Annotated in this window: 11 protein-coding genes; 3 read left to right on the top strand and 8 right to left on the bottom strand. The window is 57.8% G+C overall.

Annotation, left to right across the window (positions count from 1 at the left end):
• The first annotated feature begins 48 nt into the window (after positions 1-48).
• Positions 49-846, top strand: a complete 798-nt coding sequence (locus B9Z40_RS11605) for an HAD-IIB family hydrolase (RefSeq protein WP_100173527.1) — start codon at positions 49-51, stop codon at positions 844-846.
• Positions 847-911: 65 nt separating this feature from the next.
• Here B9Z40_RS11605 and B9Z40_RS11600 read toward each other — a convergent pair whose 3' ends face one another.
• Genes B9Z40_RS11600 through B9Z40_RS11580 form a run of 5 tightly spaced genes read right to left on the bottom strand, consistent with a single transcriptional unit; the run spans position 912 to position 7,787 of the window.
• Positions 912-2,261 carry a TolC family outer membrane protein gene (locus B9Z40_RS11600; protein WP_233204895.1) on the bottom strand — a complete coding sequence of 450 codons (1,350 nt, stop codon included), beginning with the start codon at positions 2,259-2,261 and terminating at the stop codon, positions 912-914.
• Complete coding sequence (locus B9Z40_RS11595; protein WP_100173525.1) at positions 2,261-3,640, bottom strand: HlyD family type I secretion periplasmic adaptor subunit; 1,380 nt, start codon at positions 3,638-3,640, stop codon at positions 2,261-2,263. The genes B9Z40_RS11600 and B9Z40_RS11595 overlap by 1 nt, the downstream gene beginning before the upstream one ends.
• A gap of 34 nt (positions 3,641-3,674) precedes the next feature.
• Positions 3,675-5,396, bottom strand: coding sequence for a type I secretion system permease/ATPase (locus B9Z40_RS11590; protein WP_100173842.1), 1,722 nt, complete (start codon positions 5,394-5,396; stop codon positions 3,675-3,677).
• A 10-nt stretch (positions 5,397-5,406) separates the two neighbouring features.
• Positions 5,407-7,143 carry a type I secretion system permease/ATPase gene (locus B9Z40_RS11585; protein WP_100173524.1) on the bottom strand — a complete coding sequence of 579 codons (1,737 nt, stop codon included), beginning with the start codon at positions 7,141-7,143 and terminating at the stop codon, positions 5,407-5,409.
• Positions 7,140-7,787 carry a hypothetical protein gene (locus B9Z40_RS11580; protein WP_233204894.1) on the bottom strand — a complete coding sequence of 216 codons (648 nt, stop codon included), beginning with the start codon at positions 7,785-7,787 and terminating at the stop codon, positions 7,140-7,142. The genes B9Z40_RS11585 and B9Z40_RS11580 overlap by 4 nt, the downstream gene beginning before the upstream one ends.
• Before the next feature lie 107 nt (positions 7,788-7,894).
• Here B9Z40_RS11580 and B9Z40_RS11575 point away from each other — a divergent pair, with 107 nt between their 5' ends.
• Positions 7,895-9,688 carry a DUF1800 family protein gene (locus B9Z40_RS11575; protein ID WP_100173841.1) on the top strand — a complete coding sequence of 598 codons (1,794 nt, stop codon included), beginning with the start codon at positions 7,895-7,897 and terminating at the stop codon, positions 9,686-9,688.
• A 10-nt stretch (positions 9,689-9,698) separates the two neighbouring features.
• Complete coding sequence (locus B9Z40_RS11570; RefSeq protein WP_100173523.1) at positions 9,699-11,189, top strand: DUF1501 domain-containing protein; 1,491 nt, start codon at positions 9,699-9,701, stop codon at positions 11,187-11,189.
• A gap of 3 nt (positions 11,190-11,192) precedes the next feature.
• Here the strand turns inward: B9Z40_RS11570 and B9Z40_RS11565 are convergent, their stop codons facing one another.
• From B9Z40_RS11565 to B9Z40_RS11555, 3 genes are all read right to left on the bottom strand, one after another.
• Positions 11,193-12,401, bottom strand: a complete 1,209-nt coding sequence (locus tag B9Z40_RS11565) for a trypsin-like serine protease (RefSeq protein ID WP_100173522.1) — start codon at positions 12,399-12,401, stop codon at positions 11,193-11,195.
• Between the two features lie 80 nt (positions 12,402-12,481).
• A complete protein-coding gene (locus B9Z40_RS11560) occupies positions 12,482-14,347 on the bottom strand; it encodes a PKD domain-containing protein (protein ID WP_100173521.1) in 1,866 nt (621 codons plus the stop codon).
• Positions 14,348-14,364: 17 nt separating this feature from the next.
• The gene (locus tag B9Z40_RS11555) at positions 14,365-14,640 is read right to left on the bottom strand and encodes a hypothetical protein (protein WP_143473979.1); all 276 of its coding nucleotides are present in this window, start codon (positions 14,638-14,640) and stop codon (positions 14,365-14,367) included.
• Positions 14,641-14,779: the final 139 nt, after the last annotated feature.

The raw sequence follows: 14,779 nt of genomic DNA, 5'->3' as shown, positions 1-14,779 counted from the left end.
CATCCACCACCCATCGCCCCGAGGGCGGGGCTCCTACAAGGAGTTTTGATGCTGCCGCTTTCAGACTGGCGTCCGCCGCAAGGCCTCATCGGCGTCTTCACCGACATCGATGACACGCTGACCACGGATGGTGCGATTACGCCCGATGCCTTGCAAGCACTGGCCAACCTCAAAGCCGCAGGCCTGTGCGTGGTGCCCATTACTGGACGGCCTGTGGGCTGGAGCGAGCCCTTTGCAGCGCAATGGCCAGTCGACGCCATCGTGGCTGAAAACGGTGCAGTGGCTCTGCTCCACCCACACGGCCAGCCACTGCACAAGCTCTACCAACAAGACGCTGCCACACGCGCAGCCAACTTTGAGCGCATGCAGCAAGTGCTGACCCGCATCGAGCACACCATTCCCGGCGCCCAGCGCTCACAAGACAGCGCAGGCCGCGAAACCGACATCGCCATCGACCACAGCGAATTCACGCACCTGCCTCAAACAGCCATCGATGCGGTGGTGCACATGATGCAAGCCGCGGGCATGACCGCCACGGTCAGCAGCATCCACATCAACGCCTGGTTTGGCGAGCACAGCAAGCTCTCGGGGGCGCGATGGATCGTGCAGCAACTCTGGGGTCGCGACCTGCAGTCAGAGATGGACCGCTGGGTCTACGTGGGCGACTCCACCAACGACCAAGTCATGTTCGAGCACTTTGCGCACAGCGTGGGCGTGGCCAACATTCGGCGATTTGAAGCGCAGCTGATGCACCCGCCGCGTTACATCACACCCAGTGAGCGGGGCGCGGGCTTTGCCGAAGTCACGCAACACCTGCTTCGCAAGAGGCAATCCAACCAGCCATGAGCGCACAAAGAAAAACCCCCTGCACCTGATCGGCGCAGAGGGTTTCAAATGATGCTGTCTCAGTGTCAGGGATTAAACGCCTGCGCCACCTCGGTGATCGCTTCCAGCGGGGGCTTGCCCACCAAAGCGGCCAAGCGCAAACGCGCCATCAGGTACAAATAACGCGCCTGCACCAAATCGCGTTTGACCTGCGCCAACTGCTGCTCGGCGTTCAAAACATCCAGCATGGTCCGCACCCCAGCCAATTTAGATTTGTTGGTCGACACGACCAACTGCTCGGCAGAACGTACCGCTTGCTCTAATGCACGCACCTTCAAGACGCCCTCGGTCACACCGCGGTATTCCTTATGCACACGCAAATTCAAGTCTCGCCGCGTGGCCTCCAGCGCCTCTTCAAATCGGGTCTTGTCGGCCACCGCTTGGCGCACTTGCGAGTTCACATAGCCACCCTGGTAAATGGGCACCACCAACTGAATGCCCACCGACTTGGTCACAAAACGCGAATTTTGGCGCGTCACGTTCTCGTTGCCACTGTCGTTCCACTGCGCAATGCCATCGAGCACCGGTGCATGGGCAGACTTCGCCTTTGAAATTTCCTTGTCAGCCGCAGACAAGCGGGCCTGCAAAGCCAACACCTCTGGACCATCGGATTGGGCCTGCGCAAGCCAAGCCTCCAGCGGCAGCAGCTCTGCTGGCAGATTGGCAAAACCCGTCAAATTCAAGGCAGACATGGCCCCCACGGGCTGGTTCACCAAAATCTCCAACTGCCTACGCGTGAAGTCTTTGTTTTGAGTCGCTTCCAGCTCGGCTGCCAAAGACATGTCCAAACGGGCTTGGGCGTCGTCAATGTCGGTGCGTGTGCCCGTGCCCGCCTTCAAGGCTTTTTGGCTGGCATCGAGCAAAGCGGTGTACTGCTGCTTTTGGGCCAACACCAACTTCAATTGGTCTTCGGTCAACAAAGCCTCCATGTAAGCCCCACCCACCCGCACGATCAGTTCTTGTAAATCACGCTGGTGCGTGGCTTCGGCATCGGCCACTTGGTCTTTGGCCTGCTCGTACTGAAAGTAACGCTGCAAACTGAACAAGGGCTGGCGCAGCGACACGGTGTTGCCAAAGCTCTTGTAGTTGCTGTTGGTCGTGGTGTCCTGGCCCAAAAAATTGGGCGTCGTGGTGTCCACATCGTTGGTGTTGCGGCTGAAGCTGGCTTGCACCGAAGGCAGCAACTGCGCACGCGCTTGGGGCAACCGCTCACGCCCGGCGGCCAAAGTGGCACGCGACGCACGGATCGTCGCATCCTGGTCCAAGGCCAGTTGATAGGCCTCCAGCAAGTTCATGCTGTGGGCAGACGCTCCGGCCAAAGAGGTGACTAAGCCAGTGGCCAAAGCCATGCAGGTTTTACGAAAGCGGGACTTCATCACTCTTCCTTCATCGAGCCAGCCATGCGCTTGGTCAGCGGGCTGAGCAAATACGTCAGCATCGAGCGTTCACCCGTCTTGATCACCACCTCTGCCGGCATACCCGCCTGCATTTGGCGCGACCCCAAGGTCTTCAAGCCTTCAGGCGTCACTTCAAGTCGCGCCAAAAAGTAAGCGATTTGGGGATTCTGAGGGTCGGTCAACAAATCACCCGACACCGACAACACCTTGCCCTGCACCACCAACTGGGGGGAGTGTGCAAACGCGTTGAAGCGAATGTCAGCCTGCAGGCCTGCGTGCACCTTGTCGATCAAGTGCGGTGCAATGCGCGTCTCCAGCAACAGCTCCTGCTTCTCCGGCACGATCTCCATCAAGCGCTGGCCGGGCTGCACCACCGCACCCACCGACTGCACCGACAGGCCCACAACTTGGCCGGCAGCCAGCGAGCGGATGTCCACGCGCTGCAAGTCGGCTTTTTGGGCGGCAAATTTTTCGGCATCGGATTGCACCTCTCGCGACACATCGGCCATTTGAGACTCCACCTCTTTGCGGTACTCGGCATGGCGCGAGAGCGAACGCTGCGTGGTCTCGGCAATGGCGCGTGTGGCGCGGATCGTGCCGCCCGTCAGGTCGGCCATGCTCGCCTGCACATCGGCCACCATGCGCTCCAACTCCATCTGGCGGTTGCGCGGTGCATAACCTTCTTTGACCAAATCACGGATGTTGCTGAGTTCTTCCTTGAGCAGTGCAAGTTGCTGCTGACGCTGCACCAGCACATTTTGCGAGGCTTCGCGTTGCGCCTTCATGCCCTCGATCGACTCTTGAAACACCTGCAGGTCAGACTGCAAAGCCTGACGGCGCGACTCGAACAATTGGCGCTGGTTGTTCACCTGCTGGGCCATGAACGGGTCGGCCGCCGCTGCGTCCAACACCTCTTTTTGAAACACCACGCTGGCGGCTCCGGTTTGCTCGGCCTTCAAGCGGCTTTGCATCGCACTCAAACCCAAATAACGCTGCCGAATCGACTCAAAGTTGGCCTTGGTCACCGCCTCGTCCAAGCGCATCAAAATTTGGCCTTCCTTGACCACATCGCCCTCGCGCACCAGCACCTCTTTGACGATACCGCCCGTCAAATGCTGAATGGTCTTGCGCTTGGTATCAATCGTCACCATGCCTTGTGTGGGCACGCCCTCGTCGAGGGGCGCCAAAGCGGCCCACAACAAAAACCCTCCAAAGCCCAGAACCAAGACCCACAAGGCTTTTCGGGCAATGCCACGCGTGTCCGCGGAAGCCAACAAGGCCCCCTCGTCACCACCGGCTTTGACGCGAGCGTCTTCCACATTCGATTGACTCACTGCAGACATTTTTGGGTTTGACATTTCAGTCCTCCATCCGTTGTTTCAAGCCATAGCCTTAAGCTGCTGGCAACGCCGCAGCTGCAGCGCTTTCTTTTTGTTTCTTCAAGGCTTCCAACACGCCATCTCTCGGGCCACTGGCCACCAATTTGCCGTCTTGCAAAATCACCAAACGATCGGCCACCTGGATCACGCCAGGTCGGTGGCTGATCAGCACCACCGTCTTGCCCTGCGCCTTGATCAGCTGAACCGCCTTCATCAAAGCGGCCTCGCCCTCATCGTCCAAGTTGGCGTTGGGTTCGTCCAGCACCACCAGCATGGGCTTGCCATACAAAGCCCGCGCCAAGCCAATGCGCTGACGCTGCCCACCCGACAAGAACGAACCACCCTGCCCCACCCGCGAGTCATAACCCTGGGGGAAACGCAAAATCATCTGGTGCAAACCGGCCGCCTCAGCGGCCTCAATCACTTGCTCCGAATTCACCTCACCAATGCGGGCAATGTTCTCGGCAATCGTGCCGTCAAACAGCTCAATGTCCTGGGGCAGATAACCCACATGCACACCCAAGCTCTCGCGCGTCCACTGCTCAATAGGTTGCTCGTCGAGCAAAATGCGCCCCTCGTAGCCCGGCCAGATGCCCAGCATGCTGCGCGCCAGCGTCGACTTGCCGCAACCCGAAGGCCCCAACACCACCGTCACCGTGCCCGGCAAAGCCACAAAGCTCACGCCGTCCAGCACCGGCTTCTCGCGTCCGGCCACCTTCACCACCAGCTGCTCAATCTTCAAGTTACCCAAAGGCGCTTGGGTCATGGTTTTTTCGCGGCCAGCGTGCTGGAAACCCAGCAACTTTTGCAAACGGCCATAAGCATCTTTGCTGGTCAAAAATTGCGGCCAAGTGCCCACCAGCAAGTCAATGGGTGCCAAGGCACGGCCCATCAATACGTTGCCCGCGATCATGGCGCCAGGGCTGATCTCACCCCGGGTCACCAACCATGCACCCACGGCCAGACTCATCGACTGCTGGGCGTAACGCACAAACTTGCTCACCGCCGTCACCGTACCCACTTTGTTCTGCGAGGCACCCGACATCACCAAAGCCTTGTGCTGCTTGGCTTTCCAGCGCTGGTACAAACTGCCCTGCATGCCCATGGCACTCAACACCTCCACGTTGCGCAACTTCGACTGCAAAAAGTTTTGCGCATCGGCCTGCGCCAGCGCCGTGACCGACTGTGCTTTTTGTGTGGCCGCATGGCCTTGCCAAGCAATCGCACCCTGCACCACCGCAAACAACAGGGCCACCGCGCCCAACCAAGGGTGCAGCATGAACAACACTGCCAAATAAATCGGAATCCACGGCACATCAAAGAAAGCGAACACGCCGTTGCCCGTCATGAACTGGCGCAGCACCGTCAAGTCGCCAAAGGCCTTGGAAGGCGCAGTTTCTGCAGGATTCAGGTACGACAAAAAGCTCGCCTTGAACACCCGCTTGCTCAGTGCTTGGTCGAGCTTGACGCCCGTGCGCACCAACAAGATCGAGCGTGCCCACTCGGCAAACGCCATCACGCCAAACAAGAACAAAGCCAGCAAAGACACCACGATCAGCGTCATGTAGCTTTGGCTCATCATCACGCGGTCGTAAACCTGCAGCATGTAGATCGTGGGGGTGAGCATCAGCAGGTTGACCACCATGCTGAAGACCCCCACCACCAGAAACTCGCGGCGGAACGACCACAGCACTTCAGACAAGCCGCGCAGTTCAACAGAATTTTTTTGCTTCATCATTTCTTCCTCATGCGCCTGGCGACACAGCCGGAGTAGCAGGCGCAGGTGCAGGTGCAGCCGCAGGCATCAGCTTTTGCAACACCTCGGCCGTCGGGCCATACAGCTGCTGCGTCCCATCGCGCAAGACCAACAAACGGTCGGTGACCGACAGCACGCTGGTGCGGTGCGTGATCACCACAAACGTGGTGCCACGCGACTTCATGGTCTGAATCGCCTGCGACAAAGCCGCATCACCCGCCTCGTCCAGGCTCGAATTGGGCTCGTCCAGCACCACCAACACCGGGTTGCCATACAGCGCCCGCGCCAAAGCCACACGTTGGCGCTGACCACCGGACAACACACCGCCATCACGGCCCACAGGCGTTTCGTAACCTTGCGGCAAAGACATCACAAACTCGTGCAAACCCACCAAGCGGGTGGCCTCTTCCACGCGGCCCATGTCCACTTCGCCAAATCGCCCAATGTTCTCGGCCAACGTGCCCTCGATCAACTCAACGCCCTGCGGCAAATAACCCAAATACGGCCCCAGCTCTTCTTTGTCCCAAATGTGCACATCGGCGCCGTCGAGCCTGACCTTGCCCGCCAGTGGCGTCCACACGCCCACCAACAAACGCGCCAACGACGTTTTGCCCGAAGCCGAAGGCCCCACCACACCCAACACACAACCGGGCGGCAAACCAAACTGCACGCCGCGCAACACGGGCTGCTGCGAACCCGGTGGCGCGGCCACCAAACCGTCAACCACCAGTTCGCCCGTGGGCGCTGGCAAGGCCATGTTGTCTTTGCGAGCCGGAATCTGCGCCAGCATGTTGTCCAAACGCGACCATGCGGCCATCACACTCACCACCGCACTCCACTGCTGCACCACCTGGGTCAGGGGCGCCAACATGCGGCCCACCAACACCGAGCCAATGATCATCATCGACGCACCGCCATTGAGTTTGTTCTCCAGCAACAGCCAAGCGCCCAGGCCCAGCATGACCGAGCCCATCAACTGCTGCAACAATTTGGACACCGCGTTGAGTCCCCCCGCAGACTCCGAAGCCCGTGCCTGAAAAGCCAAAAACGCATCTTGCTTCTTTTGCCACTGGGCCAGCACAGAGGGCATCATGCCCATCGACTCCATCACCTGCGTGTTGCGCAGCGACGCATCGGCGTACACCTGCGCCTCTTGCGAACGGCGCTGCGCTTCCAGCAATGGTTTGCGTGAGGACTGCTGAATCATCCAAGCCACATAGGTCTGCGCCAGAGCGCCCACCACACCCGCCCAACCCAGCAAGGGGTTGATCAAGAACAACAAAAACACAGCCACCAGTGCGACTGGCACCTCAAACATCGCGCTCAAGGCCGGGTTGTTGAAGAACTCACGCACCGTTCTGAAGTCGTTTTGCACCTGCATGGCCGCACCGCCCATTTGCTTTTTCAGCAACCCGTCGAACATCGCGCCATAAATCCGGTCCGACATCTTCATCTCGAACTGAATGCCCACGCTCCAGAGCAAGCGCGAACGGATCTTCTCTAAAAGTTCCATCACCGCGTAAGCGCCAAACGTGACCACCGTCAGCATCACCAAGGTGGCAACACTGCGGCTGTTGACCACCCGGTCATAGACCTCCAGCATGTACACCGTCGAGGTGAAGCCCAGCAGACCCACCACCACACTCATGACAATGGCCGAACGCCAGGCCGGCTTGAAATCGAGCAACGCCAAGCGCAACTCGGACACAGAAGAATCCAGTTTCATGTGGGGGCAACCTCTACAGACACATATTCAGGAATGGAAGACTCAGGGGCTGCCGCAGCATCGCCCAAAGCCGCATCAGACACATCGCCATCAACACCCTCGACCGTATCGGGTGAATCGGCAGACACCAAGAAAAACGACAACTCAAACGTCTTGTCCAAACGCTCGTTCAAGACAATTTCACGCAGCTTGGCTTGCTCAAACAAAGCCAACTTGTCGGCGTCAAGCTGAAGCTCAAAGCGCATGCGCCCGTCCATGGTGAACAGCGACAACTGCCCCGGCTTGATGCTCAGGGTGTGGCGGTCAAAGTAAACGGGGCAACTGTCGGCAAACTTGAGCAGCGGCAGCGGCTTGCCCGGCAAACGCGACACGTTGTAAGGGCTGGCCGCGGCCTGGTAAATCAGGCGCGACATTTTGGACACCGCGTAAATCGCGTTGCACACCATCTGCGAGCCCAGCTCGGGAAACTTGGCCCGCAAGCTGCGGTAATGCAAATGGTGCAGTGCCACCCGGTTCCAAACCCGGGACTGCTGCACCTGCGGTGCAAGCTCGTTGCAGACCCGCGCAAACACCGCACGCAGCTCGCACAAACGCGCGTGTTGCTCGGGTGAAGTGTTCAGGGGAACGCGGATCAAGAAGTTCATATAGGAGGTGAAGTATACACAACTCCTATATGAAGTTTATCGGGTGAGGATTATGGTTTTTAACAATTCAAGGCTATAAAGACTACAACCACGGTCAGGAGCGGTTGATGGCATCGGCAACGCAAGACAGCAGCACAAGCACAGACCCACAAGAATCGCCAATGTCCAACCTGGCCCTGCCGCTGGGTCTGGCAGCATTCCTCGCCTCCTGTGGCGGTGGCGGTGGCAGCGCATCCACACCCAGCTCACCCACCCTACCGGGCCAACCGACCCAGGCCGAAGCCGCCCGATTTTTGCTGCATTCACAGTACAGCGCCAGCTATGACGACATCGCCAAAGTCCAAAGCCAGGGCTACAGCACCTGGCTTGACAACCAAATGGCCACGCCCATGGGGCAAACGGCTTGGCAGTGGCTCAAAAGCACAGGTTATGACCTGATCAACGAAGAACAGCTCTTTTTCAGCGATCAACCCTGCAGCTACATGGTCTGGTACCAAATGATGGCCTCCCCTGACCAAGTCAGAAAGCGTTTTGCCCTCGCACTGTCAGAGTTTTTTGTCGTGTCTATCCAAGGCATCCAGCTCAACTGGCCGTCTTTTGCCATGGCCCGCTACTGGGACATCTTGTGTAACAACGCCTTTGGCAATTTCAGGCAACTGCTTGAAGAAGTCACTCTTTGTCATGCCATGGGCTCGTTCCTCAACACCCAAGGCAACCAAAAAGCCGACGCACGAACCGGCCGCGTGCCCGATGAAAACTACGCCCGCGAAGTCATGCAGTTGTTGTCCATCGGTCTGCTGCAACTCAACCTCGACGGCACCCCCAAAATCGGCAGCAACGGCCAGCCACTCGAGACCTACACCCAAAGCGACGTCAGCAACCTCGCCCGCGTCTTCACCGGCTACGAAATCGACGAATCTGTCGGGCGCTTCACCAGCCCCCGTCCGCCCAACTTCACGGTGCTCAAGCTGGAGTACACCCTCAAGCCCCTGCGCCTCAACCCCAACCGGCACTCGCCAGAAACCAAAGTTTTTCTGGGCACCACCATCCCGGCTGGCACTGACGGCACCGCCTCGCTGAAGATCGCACTCGACACCCTGTTCAACCACCCCAATGTGGGCCCCTTCTTTGGTCGTCAGATGATCCAGCGGCTGGTCACCAGCAACCCCAGTCCGGCCTATGTTGCCCGCGTGGCCAGCGCCTTCAACAACAATGGCAAAGGGGTTCGCGGTGACATGGGTGCTGTGCTGCGTGCCATCTTGCTGGATGAAGAAGCGACCGGCACCGCCAGTCTTGGCAGCAACAGTTTTGGAAAATTACGTGAACCCATGGTTCGCATTGCCCAATGGGCACGCACCTTCAACGCACGCTCGGCCAAAGGCACCTGGAAAATGCAGGGCTCCACCTATTCGGCTCGCGAATCAATTGCCCAAAACCCCCTCACAGCGCCATCGGTCTTCAACTTCTTCCGCCCGGGCTACGTACCCCCTTCAAGCGCACTCAGTGCCACAGGCGCCACCGCACCAGAGTTCCAACTCGTCAACGAAAGCACCGTCGCTTCGTACATTAACTACTTGCAAAACATCCTTTACCAAGGCATTTGGGTGCGCGCACCTGAGCTGGTCACCAACCCCATGGACAGCACCAGCACCGATGGCCATGACATTGCGCCAGACTACAGCTTTGAATTCACACTGATCGGCAACACCAACGCCCTGGTCCAGCACCTGAACCTGTTGCTGTGCGCAGGGCAACTGGGCAACGACACCGTCAACCTGATCGTCAACGCACTGAACCAAGACCAAATCACCGCCTCGGCCAGTGACAACTTCAAACGCATCCATGTCGCCCGCGCCATCATGTTCGTCATGAGCAGTGCCGACTACCTGGTGCAACGCTGAAAGCCCGACCATGCACCTGCTCCAAAACGACAAGCACACGCGCCGCGCATTTTTGCAACGCGCAGGCCAGCTGGGTCTTGCTGGCGTGGCCACGCCCCTGGCACTCAATCTGGCCGCCATGGGCGAAGCTGCCGCCTTCGGCGCCACCGATTACAAAGCCCTGGTCTGCGTCTTCCTGTATGGTGGCAACGACTACGCCAACACCGTGGTGACCTACGACCCCGACAGGCACGCCCAATACGCCGGTATCCGCGCAGCAGGCGCGGGCACATCGGCAGGTGGCATCGTTCTGGAGCGATCCGCCCTCAGCAACACCGTCCTCAAACCACGGGTGCCGCTGCGCAATGAAAAATTTTATGCGTCTAACTATGAGCTGCAATATGCCCTGCACCCGGCCCTCGTCAACACGGCCAAACTCTTCAACAACGGGCAAGCAGCTGTTCAGTTGAACGTGGGCCCATTGGTGGTGCCACTCACCCGACAGCAATACAACAGCCAACAAACTCAGCTGTACCCGCTGCCGCCCAAACTGTTTTCGCACAACGACCAACAATCGCTTTGGCAAGCCTCATCGCCCGAAGGGTCCACCACAGGCTGGGGCGGCAAAATCGGCGATCTGGCCTTGAGCAGCAACAGCGATTCGCTGTTCTCCTGTATCTCGGTCACAGGCAACAGCGTCTTCCTGTCGGGCAATAACGCATTGCAGTACCAATGCAGCACCGACGGCGCGATTGCCGTGCGCTCATTGAATGACCAATATTTTTACCAACCCGCCATGCGGGATGCCTTTGGCCAAATGCTGCGCCAAACAAGCCCACACCTGCTCAAAAACGAATACAACGCCGTCATGCGCAGGGCACTCAGCTCAGAAAGCAAAGTCACCAACGCCCTCGCAGGCGTCAATCTGCAAACCCCATTTCCAGCAGGACAAAACAAATACAACAGCCTCACCGACCAACTCAAAATGGTGGCCAAGCTCATTGGCGCCCGCAACACCCTGGGCGCCAAACGACAAGTCTTCATGGTCTCGTTGGGCGGCTTTGACTTGCACGACAACCTGATCGCCCGCCAGCCCACATTGCTGGCCGAAGTAGACCAGGCCATCAACGCTTTTTACAATGCGACGGTCGAACTGGGTGTGGCCGACAAAGTCACCACCTTCACCGCATCCGACTTTGGTCGCACCCTCACCTCCAATGGCGATGGGTCCGATCACGGCTGGGGCTCTCACCACCTCATCGTCGGAGGCGCCGTCAAGGGTGCGGCGTTTTATGGTGAAGCGCCACCTGTCAGTGTTGGAGACACATCCAAACCCGAAGACCAGTGGCACGTTGGCCAAGGCCGCCTCTTGCCCAGCACCTCGGTCGATCAATTTGCGGCCACACTGGCCACCTGGTTTGGCGTGGCACCTTCAGAGCTCAATGGCATCTTGCCCAACCTAAAACACTTTGGCAGTGCTGCGGGACGCCCCGACTACCCCACCCAACTCGGGTTTGTTTGAGCCTCAGGCGATCCAGCCGCCATCGTCATTCAAGATGGTCCGCATGGCTGTCAACATGACCACGCCGAGGCCAAAGCTGCCACCGACAGGATTTGTCACATCCATATAGAAAACCTCATCGGCCTCGGGCCTGGTGTCGCCGATGATCTCCACAGCCATCACCGCTTGCACCTCACCCGGATACAGCTTGAGCGTGCCATTGACAGAAACATAGTCCTGCCCCTTGACGGCGGTGCCATCACGGGTGGCATAGTCCACACTCAAAATTTGGTCTGGACTGGTCCGAACACCCGTGAACTGAAGCAAGAAATAGGCATAACTGGTGCCACTGTTACCCTCTGGCAGCTGTTTTTTCACATCTTCCGGCTTCGTGGGCGCGTTGGGATAGGCCGCGCGCAAGCTCTGATCGATCCACTGCTGGTCATAACTCACACGTTGCCAAGCCGCAATCTCGCCAAAAGTGCTGTTGACCACGCCATCGGCATCAGGCTTGGCATCCCCTTGGCTTAAGCTTGCGCTGTAACTGGCAATGCCTGCAACACGGCCTTGAATGAATGCGGGCCCACCACTGTCACCCGTGGTGATCAAGCCCTCGCCTAGCCCCAAGCCCGTTTCCCTCAGATTCAAAAACTGGCCAAGCGCGTCATGCGCCGCCGTTCCATCGTCAAAATCTGCCGCCATCTGGCTACCAGTCAAAGGCGTCCAGCCCATGCCTGAACCCAATTGGGTTTTGAGCGCGGACATGTCCGCATCAAAAACATTGCTCGCTTTCTGACGGATCGGATCGCCACTGTAACTGGGCATCACACCCGCACTGCCAGTGCCAGGTCGGCCATAACCCACAAAGGTCATGGTTTGACCTACTTCATCACTGCTGCGGTAAAGCTGATACCGATCGGCTGCCAAAGGCGATGAGTCGGACAACCACACCAAGGCCAAATCACTGTTGCTGTTGGCTGGATCGTAATGCGGCTCTATCAGCACACGCTGACTGACTTTCTCTGACTTGCCTGCAGCGGTTTCGAAATGCACCGTGGCTGAACTCAGCCCGCCTGTAAACAAATGCGCTGCCGTCAAAACGGCCCGCCCGTCGTACAGCAAAACCCCGGTTCCGTAGTAGCCCCCAGCAGACACACGCACCACACCGTCATAACCCACACCCGTTAGAGCACGGTTACGAATATCGGTGTAAGCGGTGACTGTGGCAACCATCGCTAAAGTATAAGAGCCAGGTTACAACAACCCATGTCAGCCCTTACCGATCAAGCACCCTCACGAATGCCTGTGACAACTCAAGGCCCAGTGACAGTGATCGGGACTGTGGCGGCCAGACTGTCCACTTTGCCATCGTTGACCACTAAGGTCCCCACATACACCCCCGCCAAATCTGCAATGAATGTCGACCGCATGGCGTTAGGAGTGATCAAAACTGCTGTACTCCCGGTAGGCTTGGTGGTCAACACCCATTTGTAGCTCAGCAAATCCCCGTTGGCATCGGTGCTCTCGACGCCATTCAAGGTCACTGTTGGCTTGGTGGTAACGCCCAACACAGTGGTAATTACCGCTGTCTGAGCGGCACCGGCATTGGCAACAGGTGCCGCGTTCACATCGGTCACGGTCACCGTGGTCGAGTTGATCGTGCTGTCGATCTTGCCGTCGTTCACCACCAAGACAGCCACATAAACTCCACTTTTGTCTGCAATGAATTGGGGCTTTTGCGATGTTGCCGGTGATGCTGTGGAAATGGTTGCATTGCTACTCGAAGGCTTCGAAACCAAGGTCCATTTGTAGGTCAAGGTGTCCAGGTTGGCATCTGTACTGGCTGAACCATCCAAAGTCACTGTTGCACCTGTCAATAAATTTTGACTGACACCGGCATTGGCCACAGGCGCCGCGTTCACAAGGGCTGCATTGACCACCACAGACACAGGATTGCTGTTCAACCTTCCATCATTAACCACCAATGTTGCCACGTAAGCACCCGATTTGTCGGCTACAAAAGTGGGCTTGGCCGACGTTGCATCGGAAAGCGCAGCCGCACTTCCTGTGGGCCTGGACAAAGTCCAGCTGTAGGTCAGCGTGTTGAAGTCCGCATCACTGCTCGCTGAGCCATCCAGCGTCACCGTCGCATCGGGCAAGACGTTTTGACTGACGCCAGCATTTGCCACAGGCTGGGAATTGGCCGTTGACGCATTAATAATGACCAATTTCGGTGCGCTTTCAGACTTGCCATCTGAAACCGTCAGGCTGGCCACATAAGTACCCACGACATCCGCAACAAAAGTGGGCTTTGCAGAATTGGCCAATAAAAGCAGGGCGCTGCTCTTGTCAGGCTTGACAGGCAAGGTCCAGTTGTAGGTCAGCACGTCGTAAAAGTTGGCGTCGCTGCTGGCACTTCCGTCCAAAACAACTTTGGTATTGAGGGTCACATTTTGCGCAATGCCCGCATTGGCAACGGGCACGGCATTACCCGTGGTGGCCACCACGGTCACGACCACCTGCGGACTCGACAGCTTGCCATCGCTCACGATCAAATTGATCACATACGTTCCCGCGACATCAGGCTTGAATGTGGGCTTGACTGCAGTGGCATCGGATAAAGTTACGCTGCTTCCTGACGGCTTGGAGAGCACCGACCAGGCATAAGTCAACAAATCGCGATTGGCATCTGTGCTGGCACTGCCATCCAACGTGACCGTGTTGCCGACCAAGGCATTTTGGTCCACACCTGCATTGGCCACAGGCCGGATATTTTCATTGGATGCAATCACCGTGACCACGATCGGCGCGCTGCTCAACTGGCCATCCGAGACAGTCAGCCTCAGCACGTAAACACCCGAAACATCGGCCAAGAAAGTAGGCTTAACCGAGTTCTCCGATGACAACACAGCGGCGCTGGATGGCGGTTTGCCGCTCAAGCTCCAAGCATAGGTGAGCGTGTCATTGTTGGCGTCTGAACTCCTTGTCGCGTCCATGGTCACCGTGGATCCTGTGGTGACATTTTGGTCCAGACCCGCATTGGCTACGGGGGCGACATTGGGTGGTGTCGAAGAACAACCCACCAAACTTCCCAGTGCGGAAGAACAGCCACCACCGCCACCGCAAGCCTGCAACAAACACACAAGCGCGCACGACACCAAAATTTTGAGGTTAAACATAGTTTATAAAATTTCAATCAGTTACAAGACGGATAAACAACGTCAATCTGGGCAGGATATTTCAAACCACGGGCCGTGGCCATATCGACTGCGCCGCCGACCAGGCCGCCCAGAAGCACATTGCCTGCCACGGCCACCTGCACTTGCGGGCGAACCGATACCGTGTGTTTGTCCACAAAAGCTGACTTGCAGGTCACGCGCAAACCAAACATGTCTTTACTGACCTCGATCTGCCTGGGCGCATTGAACGCCCAACGGCCTCGGGAGTTTTCGGCCACACAATGCGAGGGCATGCTCATGCCATAGCAAATCGCACGCACTGATACGACCTGCTTGTCCTCGTTGAGAACACTGGCACACCCTGTTGTTAGCAAAAGCAATGACAAAGCAGCAATTAATTTGATCATGCGTAGACATCCCGAAGTTTTAACC

The organism is Limnohabitans sp. 15K (assembly GCF_002778285.1).
Lineage (GTDB): Bacteria > Pseudomonadota > Gammaproteobacteria > Burkholderiales > Burkholderiaceae_C > Limnohabitans_A.
This window is presented reverse-complemented; position numbering and strand designations above follow the sequence as displayed.